The following is an 18,043-nucleotide window of genomic DNA, read 5'->3' as shown; positions in this document are numbered from 1 at the left end:
ACATCATTAATTATTGAATTTGACGTTAAACTCATATATCTTTAAAAATTTCATGACATATTATATACTTATTTAATATAGATAATACTTTGGCGGCATTCATAATATATTTGACATTACATTAAATGCTAGGGGGCAAAAACAATGGAAAATACTCTTATAAAAAAGTTTGAAAAAAACTATGAAGATTATTTAAGAGATGAATCACGAAAAATTGGAAATGCTGATTCCATATCCTTTCCTAAAAGTGAAAAAGAAGTTATAGAAATATTAAAATATTTGGCACCAAGCAAGACCTTAATAACCACTCAAGGCGCACGTACGGGAATTACAGCCGGAGCAGTACCACAAGGCGGACATATTCTTAACTTAAGTAAAATGAACAAGATAACAGGACTTCGCTATGATAATACATCAGACACATTTTTCTTAAAGGTTCAACCAGGAGTTTTATTGTGTGATCTAAGAGAAGCTCTAAAAAATAAGACTTTTGATACAGAAAATTGGGACAAAACATCTATAGATGCTTTAAATAAATTTAAAAAATCCGAATCTTACTTCTTTCCTCCTGATCCTACCGAAACCACAGCGTCTATTGGAGGTATGGTTTCATGCAACGCATCAGGGGCTTGTTCTTTTAAATATGGTCCTACAAGAGATCATATAGAAGCATTAAATATTGTTTTAGTTAATGGTGATAAACTTTATATTAAAAGAGGAAATGAAAAAGCATATAATACACATTTTTCATTAACTACACATTCTGGAAATAAGATTGAAGGTAATATTCCTTCCTATAACCTTCCTGATGTAAAAAATGCTTCTGGATATTATGCAAAAAATAATATGGATTTAATAGATCTTTTTATAGGTTCTGAAGGTACTCTTGGAATAATTACTGAAATAGAATTAAAGCTTTTAAAAACTCCGAAAACAATTTATGGAATGAATGTATTTTTCACTTCTGAGGAGCCTGCTTTAAAGTTTGTTAGAAAGATACGTGAAAATTCTTCTCCTGCTGCTATAGAATTTTTTAATTATAACTCACTAAATCTTCTTAGAAATATGAAAGAAAATTATGAAGGCTTTGATAAGCTCTCAGAACTTTCTCCACATTTTCACTCTGCTGTTTATGTTGAATATCATGGAAACAGTGAAGATGAAGTTATGGATATGGTTATGGAATGCTGCGATATTATAGAGGAGTGCGGTGGTGATCCATCTGACACTTGGCTATCAACAAACTCTCAGTCTAATGAAGCTCTTAAATATTTTAGACATGCTACACCTGAAGCTGTTAATACTCTTATTGATGAGAGAAGAAGAACTGTTCCTGAGCTTACAAAGCTAGGAACTGATATGGCAGTACCTGATTCAAAACTTGAAGAGGTTATGGAATTATACAACAGCTCCTTAGAAAAATTAGGATTTGATTCTGTAATCTTCGGACACATAGGTAATAATCATCTTCATGTTAATATAATTCCTAAAAATATGGAAGAATACAATAAGGGCAAAGAGTTATATAGCCTTTGGTCAGAAAAGATTATCGCTTTAGGCGGCACCATATCTGCTGAACATGGCGTTGGCAAGTTAAAGACTAATTTGCTGCAAAAAATGTTCTCTACTAAAGGAATAGAAGAAATGATGGCCTTAAAAAAGCTCTTCGATCCAGAAAACAGATTAAATAAAGGAAATTTATTCTAATTACTCTTTTAAAATCTTTTAACCCTTTTTTAATTAGCATCATATCATATAATGTAATACTTAAAAGGAGTGTTTAACAAATTGTATCCTTATGAATATGATGACTATTTAGAAGATGACTACTATCTAGACGATGAAGAGTATGATTATGGTTATGGTTATCGTCAATTTCCTCCTTCTGGACCTCCATTTGGATTACCTGGAGGCGGCGGATTCTTCCCACCTGGTGGCCCCGGCGGACCTGGAGGAGCAGCTGGAGGGCCTCCATCTGGACCACCACCTTCATTTACACCTGCACAACCTCAAACTGGGATAGGGACATTTGCTGTAGACCCCGGCTCCCTATCTAGATGCATGTTTAGATTTGTGTATATATGGCTTGATACTGGAGTTTCCTTCTGGGCATTTCTAACCTTTGTTGGAAGAAGGTCTATTGCTGGCTTTAGATGGCAAAGAGGAAGATGGATTTACTTTGGAATTGATACAAGAAGAATAAGTAGTTTTATCTGTTACTAATATAATTAATTATATTCTTTATTTTAAAGGTACAGGGTAATGATTTTCCATTACCCTGTACCTTTAGAATTCTTTCTTTTTCTAAAATAAGAAAGAGTAGCATTATTGGGAACTTCAATAAATTTGCTTTTGCTTCTTCCAACTTTTTGAGCAATATAAATTCCTGTATGGCCTGAAAACATATAACTAATGACACAAGTCATAAACATAAATTCAATTCCTCCTGAACCAAACATTTCTATGCCCATTATAAATGATGCAATTGGTGTATTTGTGGCACCTGTAAATACTCCAATAAGACCTAATGCAGCTAAAAATGATGATTCCATGTGCATTAAACTTGATAAATAATTCCCTAAAGTTGAACCTATAACAAATAGTGGAGTAACCTCTCCTCCTTGATATCCAGCTCCTAAAGTTAAAGATGTAAATAATATCTTTCCTAGAAATGTAAGTGGATGCACATGAGAATTAAATGCATCTGCCATAAGTGGAAGACTTAATCCTAAAAATTCTCTCGTTCTAAATATATAAACTAAAACAATTACTGTAACTCCACCAACAAAGCTCTTTACAGCTGGATTTTTAAACTTTTCACTAAAAATATCCTTTAATTTATGAGTTAGCTCACTAAATAATCTACTTGCTAGTCCAAACAAAATTGCAGCAAAAACAACCTTTCCTACTGCAACATATGTTAAATCTGGTACTTCTAATATCTTATAGTGTGTGTGATTAACTTTTAGATATCTTACTACTAAATCACCAACAATGCTTGATGTAAAACATGGAACTAAAGCCTCATAGCTCATCAATCCTAATGTAGCCACTTCTAATCCAAAAACTGTACCTGCAAGGGGAGTTCCAAAAACAGAAGCAAATCCACTGCTTATTCCTGCCATAAGAATTATTCTATTATCTATTTTATCTAACTTCAGTAATTTTCCTATTCCTTCTGCTATGCTAGAGCCCAGCTGTACTCCTGTTCCTTCTCTTCCTGCTGAACCTCCAAGTAAATGAGTAATAAAAGTTCCCAAAAAAACTAAGGGAGCCATTCTAAATGGTATTTCTCCAGTTGCTTCATTTATTTTTTGTATAATTAAATTATTTCCCTTAGAAGAATTTTTACCATACTTTGAATATAAATAGCTTACAAAAGCTCCTCCAAATGGAAGCAAAAATAAAAGCCATGTATGCTTATTGCGCAAATCTGTAGCTAATTCCAAGCTTTTTAGAAATAATGCTCCTGCAATACCAGTTAATATTCCTACCAAACCACCAATAATAATCCATACTACAAATGATACCAATAAAGCAATAGTATTATTTCTACCTCTAATAAGAGTTACTAAGTTGCTTTCTTTATCTTCTAAGATGTTTTTTCTTTGTTCCACTTTATCCCCTCCGCATTCCATTTTAAGTTTCTTACTTATAAGTTATATCATTTGTTTTTTTATGTAAAAACAAGCAAAAAATAATCCTACAAAGTAACAGTTTAATACTGCCATTTTGTAGGAGTCATCAGCTTTGCGCATTTAAAGGCGAACTCCATCGCCACTAATATTTTTAAATTATATTATCATAAATAAATATACTTGTCTATATAAATATCTGGAGTTTTTATACTAATCCTCTACTTTAAGTGCTCTCATGGCATTTAATACAGCTATTACGGCTACCCCCACATCAGCAAATACAGCTTCCCACATGGTAGCAAGTCCAAAAGCTCCTAAAATCAAAACTAATGCCTTAATGCCTAGAGCAAATACTATATTTTGATATATAATCCCCTTAGTCCTCTTTGCGATCTTTATAGCACTAGCTATTTTTGATGGCTCATCTGTCATAATAACCACATCTGCAGCTTCAATTGCTGCATCTGATCCTAATCCTCCCATAGCTATTCCTATATCGGCTCTAGCGAGAACTGGAGCGTCATTTATTCCATCACCTACAAATACAATCTTACCTTTTGGAGACTTTTCCTTGTCAATCTCCTCTAGTTTATCAACCTTTTGATCTGGCAGCAACTCTGTATATGCTTCATCTAATCCTAGATCCTTTGCAACCTTTTCTCCTACTAGATTAGAATCTCCTGTAAGCATAATAGTCTTTTTAATTCCTATGTCTTTAAGAGCATTTATAGCCTGCTTTGAATCTTCTTTAATTTCATCAGAAATAACTATATATCCAACATATTCTTTGTCTACAGCTACATAAACTACAGTACCTGCTGCCTCTACCTTGTCAAAGGTTATATTCTCCTTAATCATTAACTTGTCATTACCTACTAATAAATTCTTACCATCCTTAAGCCTTATCTTTGTTCCATGACCTGAAATTTCATTATAATCTTCAATTTTTTCTTTATCTATTTCGTTTCCATACTCCTTCATGATTGAGATTGCTATAGGATGATTAGAATAAGCCTCTGCAAAAGCTGCATATTTAAGAAGCTCCCTTTTTGCAATGTCACTCTTAGCATTTATATCTGTAACCTTAAATACCCCTTTTGTAAGAGTTCCTGTTTTATCAAATACTATAGTTTCAACATCATTAAGAGCTTCTAAATAATTGCCACCTTTTATTAAAATACCTTTTTTAGACGCTCCTCCTATGCCTCCAAAGAAACCAAGAGGTATGGATACAACTAAAGCACAAGGACATGATACTACTAAAAATACAAGAGCCCTATATAACCACTGTGAAAAAGTAGCTTGGCTAAGTACTATAGGTGGTATTATAGCAAGAGCAAGGGCAGTAATAACAACTGCTGGTGTATAATATCTTGCAAACTTTGTTATAAAATTTTCTGTTGGTGCCTTTTTGCTGCTTGCATTTTCAACTAAATTTAGTATTCTAGCTACTGTAGACTCTCCAAATGCCTTTTCTACTTTTATGGTTAATAATCCATTCTTATTTATAAATCCACTTAAAACTTCATCATCTTCTTTTACTTCTCTTGGTACCGATTCTCCTGTTAAAGCAGAAGTATCAAGCATAGACTTTCCTTCTATAATTTTACCATCTAAAGGAACTTTCTCTCCTGGTTTTACAACTATTATATCACCAACTTTTACCTCCTCTGGTGATACTATTTTTGTATTATTTCCTACTTTCAAATTTGCATAATCAGGTCTAATATTCATAAGTTCACTTATAGATTTTCTTGAACGATTTACAGCTATGTCTTGGAATAACTCCCCCACCTGATAAAATAACATAACTGAAACTCCTTCTGGAAACTCTCCAATAGCAAAGGCTCCTAATGTTGCCAAGCTCATGAGAAAGTTCTCATCAAAGACCTGTCCTCTTATAACGTTTTTCAAAGCTCTTAATACAATTTCTCCACCTACTAAAATATAGCTTATAATAAAGAGTGCAAGTTCTATGTTATATGATAAGTTAAGTGTTACTGCTCCTAGGAAAAGTGCTGCCCCTATTGCTAGCTTTAATAGCTCTCCTTTGTTATCTTTACTATCATCTCCATGGCTATGATCGTGATGATGCTCATGACTATGAGTATTTTTATCATTTTGATGAGCAATCATCTTTACATCTGGTTCTATTCTTTTTACTATATCAGCTGCCTCTTCCATAACTCTATTTAAATCATCTTTTTCATTAATCTCTATAGTAAGTTTTTTAGACATAAAGTTTAAACTCACATTTTTTACTCCATTGATATCATTAATTCCTCTTTCAATCTTTGCAGCGCAATTTGCACAGCATAGACCATCTAATATAAATTCCTTCTTAGTTCTATTACTCATTTTAATTTCCTCCAGATTATCTTTCATTTACATGAGCAAACCCATAATCAAATATCTTTTTAATATGGTCATCATCTAAGGAATAATAAACTACTTTACCTTCTCTTCTAAACTTTACTAATCTAGTATGTTTCAAAACCTTAAGTTGATGAGACACTGCTGATTGACTCATACCAAGCAAAGCAGCCAAATCACATACGCACATTTCTGATTGAAACAAAGCACATATTATTTTAATTCTTGTAGTATCTCCGAAAACTTTAAACAATTCTGCTAGATCATACAATGTTTCATCGGCTGGCATACTCTCTTTTACTTTATTTACTATATTCTCATGAATAATACTACAATTACAAATATCAATGTTATTATTTTCATTACCCAAATTCATTCACCTCCAAATAATAACATATGAACAATTATTCATATGTTCACTTATAGTATATTCTTACCTATTTTAGATGTCAATCAATTTTTAACAAATTTTTTCGTCACATAATTTGCAAACTTAAAGAACTGATAATTTTTATGTAGAAATTATCAGTTCTTCTTACCTGGAGCCTACCTACTCTTTCACACCGTCTCCAGTGCAGTACCATCGGCTCATTGAAAATATACTCATTCTTAGCTATTTTTCAATATTTTTTAAGTTTATCTTCTACTATTTTATAATATAAAAAAATTGCTGAAAAAATTATTATATAATCCTCTCAGCAATTTTTATGATACGTTATTTGCTCATTCTAAAGTAATCTATAGAATTTTCTTCATTTAATACTGGAAAATCAATTTTTTTACTCTTATTAATACTATTAAGTTTATTAGTAAATTCTAAATTAATAATATATGTGCCTGTATATTTTCTTCCCTCATTATCAATAATGGGATTTTTCTTCATAGAAGACAAATCAATCTTTAACTTTAAGTTTATGCTCTCACTCACTAGATATCCTTTAGAATCAATCCCACATCTCAGCTGTATTCCTCTTTTTTCGTTAATATTTAAAATGTCTATGTTGTCCAAAATATTACTTATAATATCAGAATACAACCATATATTGTCATGAATAACATTTACAGCTTTATAAAATTCTTTCTTATCTTCATTTTCATCATCTATCTTAAGTCTTGGAAGTGAAGTAAGAGAATCTCTAAATTTTTTAACAAATTCTATAGTATCTTTGTCTTTCTTCAGATTACCTATAATATCATTAAGAATAAGCTTAGTAACCTTATCATCTAATTGTATATTATATATATCTATATGTTCTTCACTATTATCTTCAGGTATGCCTTCAATTGTCGTTTTTTCAATTTTATTAGAAGAAACATCAGCTTCCTTAATATATTTAATTATGAAATTAAAAAAATCAGCTTGTGAATAACTATTTGGATTAAGCACCTTTCTATAGTCTGGTAAAATCATATTAGACTTACCTTTCATTTTATTAAAATCCATTCTAATGTATTTCTTAGAGCTGTCAGAATTCAACTCAATAATGTTAAACAATGAAGGCCTACTGATTACTGCTTCAAGCTTGGGCTCCTTTTCAGTAAAATCATTATTAATCCAGATTTTTGAATAAACTGACATAGCCTTAAACTTAGCGTTAATATCACTTTGTATTTTTATTCCATTGCTTTTATTACTTTCTACGGAGTTGGTATTTAGTGATAATTTTACCATACTTAATATTGGGAGAAGGCTTTCAAAATCCTCCTTCTCCTTTTCTGTCATGTTTTCTCCAGAAACCCGCAAAATTATATGTGTATTATTTTCCATTGAATTAACTTTTTTAGCTTTCTTAAAAGCCTTATATAAGGCTACGCTGTCGACAGATCGTATCGCAGATACTGAAACAGAAATAAATAAAGCAGTAAGGAACATAATAATAACAACTATTAACTTTTTCAACCTAATCTCTAACCCCCATAATATTAGTGTCCAATAACTCCTGAATCGTTAAGTTTATGTGTTAACTTCGAACAAAGTTTGGTTGTTCTTGGTTTTAGAATATATCCAAGTGCTAAGAATATTAAAAAGAATAGTGATAATGTAATTACATCTTTTGATAAAGTTGAATAGGTTACTCCTGCAAGAGCTTCTCTCATAGCACTTATACCATAAGTAAATGGCAGTGCATAATGTATCTTTTGGAAGAAATTAGGGGTAACTTGTATAGGGAATGTTCCACCTGACCCTGCTAGTTGAAGAACCAAAAATATAATTCCAATAGCTTTACCAACATTATCAAACAAAGATACCAATGTATATACTATAGTGTTAAATATTATGCTTTGATATACGGCTAAGGCTACGAAAAGTACAGGGAACTGAACTTTTATACCTAGCACCAATATATCTCCTACAGAAACTATAAATCCTTGTAATATAGCTATAGAAACAAATAACAGATATTTAGCAAAATACTCTTCTCTTGGGTTAAATTCAAAACTTCCATTATGGAATTTAACACTTAATAATGCACATAAAAGTAGCGCACCTACCCATAAGCTAAGAGTAGTGTAAAAAGGAGTTAACCCGGCTCCATAATTTTCCACTGGGAATAAGTTATGTGTTTTTAAATTAACAGGAAGAGCTAAAAAGTCTCCTTCTGTATCTCCATCAGTTTTAAGAAGATTAGCAAGGTCCTTTAAACTTATTTTGTTATCAAAAGCTTTTACTTTAGATGTAATATCATTAATTTTTTTCTCTATATCTTTATTTCGTTTTTGAAAATTCTTTATGTCCTTTACAGCTATTTTCCCTTTTGATGATATGTCAGAAAGAAAATCCTTTAAAAAGTTCATATCATCTTTCATATTCTTAATCATAGTATTTAAATCAAGAACTCCCTCTGATCCTTTTTGTAGAGCTTCTTGAACTTGAGATACAATATCACTACTGTTAATATTATCTTGAAGTTTACTTAAGTCATTTGATATATTAAGAGTTAATTTTGATATCTCCGGAAGCAATTCTTCAATATTTTTGTTATTATTAAGATTATTTTTAAGTGTATTAAGTCTTCCTTGAAGCTTGTCTAAATTTCCACTTATTCTCTCAAAGTCGGAAGATAGCTTAGATGCCTTTTCTGAGGTTGTATCACCAATTTCTTTTGAGCTTCTTTGTACTAAATCTTTTAAATCATCGATTTGAGCATTTATACTATCTATACTCTTTCCTACTTCACTAGAAGTATATTTCAAAGTATTTCTTATTCTTTTTGTTTTCCTACTAATATAATTAAAATCATCTTCTGCATCTTCCAGCTTATTTCTAATTGTTGAAAAAGTTTCTCTTTTTAATAAATTATCTATAGGTTTAAGCGTTTTATCTATTTTTTTATTAATATCTTCAAATTTATCTGAAATAGACTCATTTAGATCAACTAAAGAATCCAGTAAATCTATTGTATTATCGCTTATAGATGATAGAGAATCATCTAAAGTATTAAGAAGATTTCTATAAACTTCTATGTCCGCTACAATTTTATCAGATTCTTCTTTTAAATCTTTAGGAACATCTTCACCTAAATCAGCTAAGTCCTGAGATACTTCTTTCATTTCATTACTAAGCCTATTAGCTTCATCTATTGCATCATCTATATCTGACAACATATCAGGCTTATATATAGAAATCTTATTATTAAGATCATCCGTAGTAGTAGATATTTTTGAAAAAGTATTTTCCATAATAGCTAAATTTTCTTTTATATTATCTATATCACCTGAAATATCTTCAACTTCATCACTTTTGTCAGTTAAACTTTTGCTAAGGTCCTCGTTAAGCTGTATAGTTTTCTTTAAAGTATCTTGAATAAATGTAATATTATCTGAAGTCTTGTTTATATTTACAAAGGTTCCATCTGATTTCTTTATTAAATCATCTAAAGCCTTATTTATCTTTGGATAATTATCATTTATGGTATATAATGTACCTTTATATTTTTCTATTTTATCGTAGTTCTCATCTATTTTAACTCCTGCCTTATTTAATATTTCAAATACCTTTTTAGTAACTGTCTCTATAAATGATTTACTTATTTCCTTTTGTAAAGTTGAAGCACCAGAATCAGTCATTTTGGGAGCAATTGCATTGATTTTTTGATTTACATAATATTCAAGAGTAGGTTTTACAGGATTTTTATCAAGCAACGTACTCATTTCCAAAGAAAATTCACTAGGTATTATTATAGTTGCATATACTTCTCCTTCTTCAACCTTTTTAATTCCTTCATCTGCATCCTTATAAAATGTCCAGCCTAGTTTCTTATTTTCTTTAAGTAGTTTTACTACTTCATTACCAATGTTAAATTCAATTCCTCTTATACTTCCTCCAGCATCATTATTTACTATACCAACCTTTATCCCACTAGTATTAGAGTAGGGATCCCAAGATGCATATATGTTAACCCATGCGTATAACGAAGGTAATACAGCTAGTCCTATTATAATAATCAAGGTTGCCCAACTAGTTATAATTTTGTTTAAATCTTTTTTATACATCTTAGCTATTGTTTTTACGTTTACTTTCATATCAGTATCCCCTCTTATATAATATTGCATCCAAGAATTTTTGTACTGGTCAGTATAATATTATAATACCAAAAATTTTTAATGTCAAAATATAAAAAATGTGACTTAAAGCTCATTATAGCTAATAAATTTGATGCTTTTTATTGGTTTATTAATGCTTAGTGATAATGCATAGTTTTTATTAAATGTAGTATTATAAAAGTTCCATATATCTCTATTTATCTCTTTTTCAAATATATTTTTTTTATTATCCAATCTTCCAAAATTAACTTCTTTAATTAAATCATTGATTCCAATGCCAACAGCTTTAAAAAACGATTCCTTTAAAGTCCAAAACTTATAAAATAGCTTAACTCTCTCTTCTTTACAACCAATTAAAAATTTCCATTCCTCATTTGATAAAAATTCTTTTGCTATATTTATATCTATTGGGAGAATCTCTTCAATATCAATTCCAATCTTGCACATTGATGATATTGCACACACAACCCATTCCCTTGAATGAGAAACATTGAAATCTATATTAAATTTTCTATTAGGTTCTATATATGGACGATTCATAACTGTCCTCTTTATTTGAAAACAGCTTCCTGTTACCCCTAAGACATCTTTAATTGCTTTTTTGATAGTCAAAACTGATGTTAAAGATTCACAGCGTGATTTATAATCTCTTTTTTTTATAATGCTATTTTGTTCCTCTTTACTTAATGAATTCAAAGCTTCTTGGAAATCTATATCTGATATATTAAAGTTTATTTTTGCGGTATAAATAAAAATATTATCTTGCATGTCTAGTTATATCACCCTTTACTTTAAATATAAAAAGATAAGGATTTCTCCTTATCTTTTTTGAGGCTCTGGAAAATATCCAATTTTAATAGCATAGCTTAGCATTTTGCTTATAAATTCTTGATTAATCTGCGTATATTTTAAATATTCAGAATCTAAATATTTGATAGTATTTGGGCAAGCAAATTTATAATAAGAATTTTTTACACCATCTCCATCTAGTTGAGCCATTGCTAGCTCTAAACCTTCTTGATTTTTACTAATGCTATTATCAAAAAGCCATTTCTCATATTCATTTTCATCAATTAAATCTATCTTATATCCAAAATTATTAATCATATCAATCACAGAATTATATGGAACTTGACCAGGATTGCAAATGTGGAATGTCTCCCCTATAGTGTCCTCGCGGTAAACTAGATATACAATGGCTTTACTAGCATAATCAATAGGGGTAAAATCCAAATAGCAATTAACTTTTGGTGCCTTTCCTAATAAAATCATAGATTTAATCATACGATAGAAAGCATTACTATCAATGTTTTTCTGGAACTTACCATCATTAAAGCGGCAAGTTAAATTTCCACCACGATATACAGTAATTGCAGTTCCTTCTTCTCCAGCTTTATATACTAATTTTTCTGATTGAAGCTTACTATTTGTATATACATTTTCTAATTTTAAATCCTCAGAAAGTTTTGGATTACTAATTACATCTTCCCACTGTCCATTCAATGCTAGCTCCTCTGGAATTCCTAATGTTGAGATATAATGAAATCTTACATCCTTTTTACACTTAGCTATATCAAGCAAATGTTTTGTGCTTTGAGTATTAACTTTTTCAAAATAAGACATATCTCCAAAGTGACGAACATCTGCAGCAGCATGAATGATTGTATCTATATTTTCCTTAATAAATCCTTCATCCTCTAAGGATAAACCTAGTTTATCTTTTTCTAAATCTCCTTCTATAGTAACTACCCTTGAGTTAATAATACTTGTAATCTCTTTATCAAAATATACTAACATAGTATCTAATAACTTTTCTAATAATGAATTATTATCAGATTTTCTAAGCAAACAATAAACTTTAGCATCTGTGTTTTTTAGTAATTCATATAGAATATGAGATCCCAAATATCCAGTAGCCCCTGTAAGAAGAATATTTTTAGGCTTTTTATATTGTTTTAATTCTACTTTATAATTCTCACTGCTTGGATACTCATTAAGATCTTTAACTTCCCATACATCATGCTCAGTATTTTTGCAGCATTTATTATTATCTTTTTCTAATTCATTAACGCGTATAGCCATATCAGCAATAGTTCTATGAGTAAAGAAATCGTTAATCTTCAAGCCCGGGAAATGAGGTTTTAGAAGCACTAAAACTCTCATAATTTTTAAGGAATGGCCACCGATTTCAAAAAAGTCATCATATATCCCTATTTTATCTAATCCGAGAACTTGTGACCAAGCATCTGCAATAATCTTTTGAATTTCATTTTGTGGTGCAACATAATTATCATTTTCCTCTACTTTAACAATTTCAAATGTAGCTAATTTTTTACGATCAATCTTTCCAGTTGGCGATATAGGCATTTTTTCTAAATAATTTATATATTTAGGAACCATGTAAGAAGGTAATTTCTCTAGCAAGAAGTTTCTTAATTCTGAAGTTTTTATTTTTTCCTTATTTTTAGAAGTATAATATGCAACTAACATGGTCTCATTATTATCTTTAATAGGAATAATAGCTACATCCTGTACTTCTGGGTGCTTTGCAAGCTTGTCCTCTATCTCACCAATTTCTATACGATGTCCTCTAACTTTAACTTGTGAGTCTTTACGACCTACATATTCTATAAGTCCATTTTCTAAAATACGAGCAATATCTCCAGATTTATAAACTATGCTATTTTCTTTAAAAGGATTTTTTATAAAAACTTCTTTTGTCTTTTCTTCTTGATTTAAATAGCCTTTTGCTAAAGCGACAGAAGAAATATATACTTCTCCAGGTACATTAATAGGGCAAAGTTGATTTTCTTCGTTAACAATGTAGACTTCATAGTTTGGAAAAGGCTTTCCTATAGGAATATTAGTTTGATTTTCCGGAACTAAATCATTAATTACATGTCCAGTTGCAACGACTGTTGACTCAGTAGGACCGTATAAATTAATAATTTCAATAGAATTCTGGAACTTTCTTTGGAAAGCACGTACAATTTCGCCTGATAGAGCTTCACCACCTACTGCAACTCTTTTAACAGTAGATAACTTTGAATAACTTTCTTCAGATAAATGTGCTGCTAATTGATTAAAGAATACAGTAGGCAAAATTGCAATAAAAGTAGCCTTTGTCCTATAAATAGCATCAGCAAAGGCTTCCACTGAAATACGTTCCTCTGGAGATAATAAATGCAATCTAGCTCCCCAGAATAAGGAACCAAAAGTATCCCATACCGATGCATCAAAACTGTACGTTGCAAACTGAGTTAATATTTCTTTTTCATTAATATTAAATTGATTTCGGATTAAATATCCTAAATTTACTACACCCTCATGAGCGATTAAAGTTCCTTTTGGCTTTCCAGTAGATCCAGATGTATAAATGATATAAGCTAAGTCACTTGATTTTATATCAATATCTGGATTTTCTATTGAACAATCATCTATATCATCTTCCAATAAAATAATCTCTTTTACTGACATACTATTAGATAGTAGCTTCTTAGCTTTATCTACATATATGCCCTTAGTTACAATAAATGGTGATTTTGTATCAGATATAATATAAGTATTGCGTTCTTCTGGATGTTCAGGATCTAATGGTACATATATACCGCCAGCTTTAAGAATACCGAAGATACTAATTACTGTTTCAAGGCTTCGTTCCATAAATATAGTAACAAAATCGCCTTTTTTCACCCCTTTTTTAATAAGGCAATTTGCAAGCTGATTTGCGCGTTCATTTAATTTTTTGTAAGTAAATTGACCCTCATTAGAAGATAAAGCTATATTATTTGGAAACTTACATACTGCTTCCTCGAACATTTTTGGAATTGTTTTGTCTCTTGGGAAGTCCATATGTGTATCATTTAATCTGCTATAAAGCTCTTTCTCTTCTTCTGTTAAAATGTCGATACCATAGATCCTAGCTTTTTGATCCTTAAGAACAGCTTTAAGAATGTTTATATAATATTCAGTAAAACGTTTTATAGTTTTAGATTTAAATAGATTATCATCATATTCAACATTAAGCATAATATTAGTATCTTGTTCTTTTAATTGCCAATTAAGCATAGATTTATTTGCCAACTTTTTATTAGAATTCATACTAAATGTGGTCTGAAATAAAGTTTCATAAGATCCATCTGTTATTATTTGCTCAAAAACAAAATTATACTTGCGTGCATTTTTTAGTTTTTCTTTTACTAAGACAAAAAGTTCTTCAAATGTTTTTATGTCTTCCATTGAAATACGAATTGGACGAATACTATTTTTAATGCTAACTCCCACTAAAATGTCCTTTTCATTTGATAGTCTAGCCATTAATACAAAATAGGAAGCAAGCATAAAAGACTGTATATCTAAACCAGAATTAATTTTTTCTAAATCATCCTTTAAACATTTATCCAAAATAATAGTAATACTCTCCTTATTTAAATCCCTTCTATTGTCTGTAGAAAAATCTATTGGAATATTTAGCACTGGTAAAGGAAATGCTAGTTGTTTTAGCCAGTATTTTTTTTCCTCTATTGATAGCCTCTCTAATAAAGACAGTTCAATTTCCATAAATAATCTCCTTTCGTCTGCATGCCTTGTTTATTTGTTTATTAGCATAAGCTTATTTTAACCTATACTTGGAAATTGCTAATAAGTTTTTGTAGTTCTTCAGACATAAGACTTAATTGTTTAGATGAATCCACAATAGACTCTAGAGAAGCTTGCTGCAATCCTACATTATTAGCAATACTATTTGATGTTGAAGAGGTTTGTTTAGCAATAGACATTAAATCAGTTACAGCAACTGATACTTCTTCAGTTGTAGCAGAAATTTGTTGTGAAGAATCTGAAACGTCTTGAATTTGTGAAGTAACCTCTTTAGTTGTATTTAGAATTTCTAAGAATAAATCACCTGTTTGTTTTGCAATTTCCATACCAATTGTAACTTCTTTAGTACCCGTATTCATAGAATTAACTGCATTCGTAATTTCATTTTGAATAACCTGAATAAGTTGAACTATTTCCTCAGCTGAGCTCTTTGACTGTTCTGCTAATTTACGCACTTCATCTGCTACAACAGCAAAGCCCTTTCCATGTTCTCCTGCTCTAGCTGATTCAATTGCTGCATTTAAAGCAAGAAGATTTGTTTTATTAGATATGTCTGTAATAACATTCATTATATTACTAATTTCTTTGGATCGCTCATCTAAAGTTTTGACAACACTGGCGGTACTTTCTACAGCATTTGAAATAAGTTTTATCTGCTGAACAACCTTTTGAACAGCATTATTTCCTTGTGCCGATTTATTCTCCATATTCGCTGCGGAAGAAGAAATATTTAATACATTATTTGCAATTGCTTGAATCCCTGATGCAATTTCATTCATTGCATTTGCACTTTCAACAGTAGACTGTTCTTGTGTTTCAATACTAACAGCCATTTCACGAATATCCTTAATAATTTTAACTGTATGCTCATTATTTTCTTCAGTAATACTTAATAACTTCTTACAAAACTCATCAATATCAGAGGAAGCTTTTTTAACCTTTAAAATCATTTCTTTAACTTGTTGAACCATTATATTAAACTTAGAGTTAACAACACCTAATTCATCATTTCCAGTTTTCAATTCAACATCAAAATCGCCATGGCTAACCTTATCAATACCCTTTACTAGTTCATTAATAAGAGATATATTTTTCTTGATAAAAATGAATTGCATAAAGATAGCTAATACTATGAAAATTAAAAGCATAATTAAACTACTTATAATAAGCTTTCTTTGACCTTTAGGTATGATGCTTGCATCAACATCTATTCCAAAATAAGATGATATTTCACCACTTTTATCTTTTATTGGATAAAGAATAGTCATCCATGTTCCATAATCATCATTATAAACATTTGTAAATGTTACTTTTCCGGTTTTCAACATACTCTCAATAGCCTTAGCAATTTCATCAGGCTGTTCATACATATCTCCAACTTTTAATCCTGCCTCTTTGAACTCTTTAATAATATGAGAAGGCATAGCAATAACAGAAGTCTTATTACCATCTTGTAATTCAGTACCAAATATATATCCTTGCGCCACCACAGGATTATATTTAGACAGTAGATCAAAATATTCGGTTAATTTCTTTTGATCTGGATGGCTGTAATCTTTAGCTTTTTGGGCCTTCTCAACATCTTCAGTTTCTAAATTTTCTGCCCAACTATGTGTAATTTCACTCGTTTGATTTCTCAAGGAATCTAACAAAATATTAGACTGTAAGAAATAACCAAAGGAAATCAAAATAATACTAGCTAGAACAATATTGGCAATAGAAAAAGTTAGTATCTTTGTTGCAAAAGATGAATTTTTAACTTTTATCATTTATACTCACTCCATTCTTTATTTACATAATATAAAGTTTCAGATTTATGTAAATCCTACTACATAATTTTCGTCATATTTATTTAAATATTAACAATTAAAAATTGTTGTTTATGAAAATCCACGAAAAATGGAATATAATTATCCCTTTTAATTTTCAATAAATACACTCTGTCTTGATTGATATAGCTTGGACCGATAGGCATATTGAAATTAACAGTAAATGCTTCATCCTAGGATATAACTATTTTACTTCTAATAATTAATTTAGAAGGCAATGTGTTAGTTGAATACTGTGATATTATACACATTAACCCAAATAAAAAATAACACAGATAAGCTTATCTTTTCACCACATTTTTCCTTACATTCTTTCTCACATTTTCCCCACCTTTTACCATAATTATACCTTATTTTTCCCCAATTTGGTATAATATTATATAAAATTACTGATTTTTTTTACATATACATAATTATTACTTTATAATACTTTTATATAATAATATGAATAGAGACTTTTTATGAGTAATTAAAATGGATAAGGCCTTAAACCTTATCCATTTTTAATTTCTTTATCAAAGTTTTGTTTATTTATCTTATGAGGCTATATAAACATATAGATTACTTTTGCCATACTAATAAATATCTCCAAAAAAGTTTTCGCTTAATTTTTGCTGTGGGTATATATTTATTTGCTAATGACCTTATTTCATCCATGGTCATATATGTATCATGTTTACCATGCCTTTCCCAAACTTCTTTTGCATGTTCATCATCTTTTTTAAGTCTGCCATTTTTTATCAAGTTCATTACTATGTTAGGGAAAAAAGCACTGCCCCATATAATATAATCAGTTAATGATTTTGGTTTTACAAGGTCTAATATAATAAGTTTACCCCCTTTTTTAAGTTTATCCTTTGCAAAACTCAGAAGCCATTCATAAGGCAAATGATGAGCAGTAGCTGTTGTTATAATAACATCAAAGCTATTGGTTTCAAATTCCATATCGAGAATGTTTCCGCAAATATACTCTATGTTTTTATTAGGATGTAAAACTTTTGCCTTCTCAATCATCTTATCTGCAAGGTCAACTGCTATTACTCTTTTAGATTTTTGAGA

11 protein-coding genes and 1 riboswitch are annotated in these 18,043 nt (G+C 30.1%); of the genes, 2 read left to right on the top strand and 9 right to left on the bottom strand.

The window, feature by feature from the left end; translation table 11 throughout:
- Window positions 1-144 precede the first annotated feature (144 nt).
- Together CPAL_RS05890 and CPAL_RS05885 are read left to right on the top strand one after the other, a co-directional pair.
- The gene (locus tag CPAL_RS05890; protein ID WP_061858462.1) at window positions 145-1,707 is read left to right on the top strand and encodes an FAD-binding oxidoreductase; all 1,563 of its coding nucleotides are present in this window, start codon (window positions 145-147) and stop codon (window positions 1,705-1,707) included.
- Between the two features lie 81 nt (window positions 1,708-1,788).
- The gene (locus tag CPAL_RS05885; protein WP_207654921.1) at window positions 1,789-2,223 is read left to right on the top strand and encodes a hypothetical protein; all 435 of its coding nucleotides are present in this window, start codon (window positions 1,789-1,791) and stop codon (window positions 2,221-2,223) included.
- Window positions 2,224-2,273: 50 nt separating this feature from the next.
- On the opposite strand, the gene CPAL_RS05880 is transcribed toward CPAL_RS05885, so the two are convergent.
- From CPAL_RS05880 to CPAL_RS05840, 9 genes are all read right to left on the bottom strand, one after another.
- A complete protein-coding gene (locus CPAL_RS05880; protein ID WP_061858476.1) occupies window positions 2,274-3,563 on the bottom strand; it encodes a voltage-gated chloride channel family protein in 1,290 nt (429 codons plus the stop codon).
- Window positions 3,564-3,728: 165 nt separating this feature from the next.
- A riboswitch (Fluoride riboswitch) is annotated at window positions 3,729-3,788 on the bottom strand.
- Window positions 3,789-3,848: 60 nt separating this feature from the next.
- Window positions 3,849-5,996: a heavy metal translocating P-type ATPase gene (locus CPAL_RS05875; protein WP_061858459.1), complete on the bottom strand. Its 2,148-nt coding sequence runs from the start codon at window positions 5,994-5,996 to the stop codon at window positions 3,849-3,851.
- A 16-nt stretch (window positions 5,997-6,012) separates the two neighbouring features.
- Window positions 6,013-6,387, bottom strand: coding sequence for an ArsR/SmtB family transcription factor (locus tag CPAL_RS05870; protein ID WP_061858458.1), 375 nt, complete (start codon window positions 6,385-6,387; stop codon window positions 6,013-6,015).
- Between the two features lie 339 nt (window positions 6,388-6,726).
- Entirely contained in the window at window positions 6,727-7,911 is a 1,185-nt protein-coding gene (locus CPAL_RS05865; RefSeq protein ID WP_061858457.1) for a hypothetical protein, read from the bottom strand.
- Window positions 7,912-7,934: 23 nt separating this feature from the next.
- A complete protein-coding gene (locus CPAL_RS05860; protein ID WP_165815386.1) occupies window positions 7,935-10,535 on the bottom strand; it encodes a YhgE/Pip domain-containing protein in 2,601 nt (866 codons plus the stop codon).
- A gap of 105 nt (window positions 10,536-10,640) precedes the next feature.
- The gene (locus CPAL_RS05855; RefSeq protein WP_061858455.1) at window positions 10,641-11,324 is read right to left on the bottom strand and encodes a 4'-phosphopantetheinyl transferase family protein; all 684 of its coding nucleotides are present in this window, start codon (window positions 11,322-11,324) and stop codon (window positions 10,641-10,643) included.
- A 51-nt stretch (window positions 11,325-11,375) separates the two neighbouring features.
- Complete coding sequence (locus tag CPAL_RS05850; RefSeq protein ID WP_106024256.1) at window positions 11,376-15,116, bottom strand: non-ribosomal peptide synthetase family protein; 3,741 nt, start codon at window positions 15,114-15,116, stop codon at window positions 11,376-11,378.
- A gap of 62 nt (window positions 15,117-15,178) precedes the next feature.
- Window positions 15,179-16,924, bottom strand: a complete 1,746-nt coding sequence (locus CPAL_RS05845; RefSeq protein ID WP_106024255.1) for a methyl-accepting chemotaxis protein — start codon at window positions 16,922-16,924, stop codon at window positions 15,179-15,181.
- Window positions 16,925-17,545: 621 nt separating this feature from the next.
- Window positions 17,546-18,043 (bottom strand): class I SAM-dependent methyltransferase (locus CPAL_RS05840; protein ID WP_106024254.1); only part of this gene is annotated, 498 nt, incomplete at its 5' end.

Origin of the sequence: Clostridium thermopalmarium DSM 5974, from assembly GCF_002995795.1 — a bacterium.
Classification (GTDB): Bacteria; Bacillota; Clostridia; order Clostridiales; family Clostridiaceae; genus Clostridium_H; species Clostridium_H thermopalmarium.
Note: the sequence above shows the minus strand (reverse complement) of the source record. Positions and strands in the feature narration are given on the sequence as shown.

What these genes read in the sequence shown, in the direction of transcription:
- CPAL_RS05890 (WP_061858462.1), top strand. Translation starts at nt 145, where the DNA reads ATGGAAAATACTCTTATAAAAAAGTTTGAAAAAAACTATGAAGATTAT.
- CPAL_RS05875 (WP_061858459.1), bottom strand. Translation starts at nt 5,996, where the DNA reads ATGAGTAATAGAACTAAGAAGGAATTTATATTAGATGGTCTATGCTGT.
- CPAL_RS05870 (WP_061858458.1), bottom strand. Translation starts at nt 6,387, where the DNA reads ATGAATTTGGGTAATGAAAATAATAACATTGATATTTGTAATTGTAGT.
- CPAL_RS05860 (WP_165815386.1), bottom strand. Translation starts at nt 10,535, where the DNA reads ATGAAAGTAAACGTAAAAACAATAGCTAAGATGTATAAAAAAGATTTA.
- CPAL_RS05855 (WP_061858455.1), bottom strand. Translation starts at nt 11,324, where the DNA reads ATGCAAGATAATATTTTTATTTATACCGCAAAAATAAACTTTAATATA.
- CPAL_RS05850 (WP_106024256.1), bottom strand. Translation starts at nt 15,116, where the DNA reads ATGGAAATTGAACTGTCTTTATTAGAGAGGCTATCAATAGAGGAAAAA.
- CPAL_RS05845 (WP_106024255.1), bottom strand. Translation starts at nt 16,924, where the DNA reads ATGATAAAAGTTAAAAATTCATCTTTTGCAACAAAGATACTAACTTTT.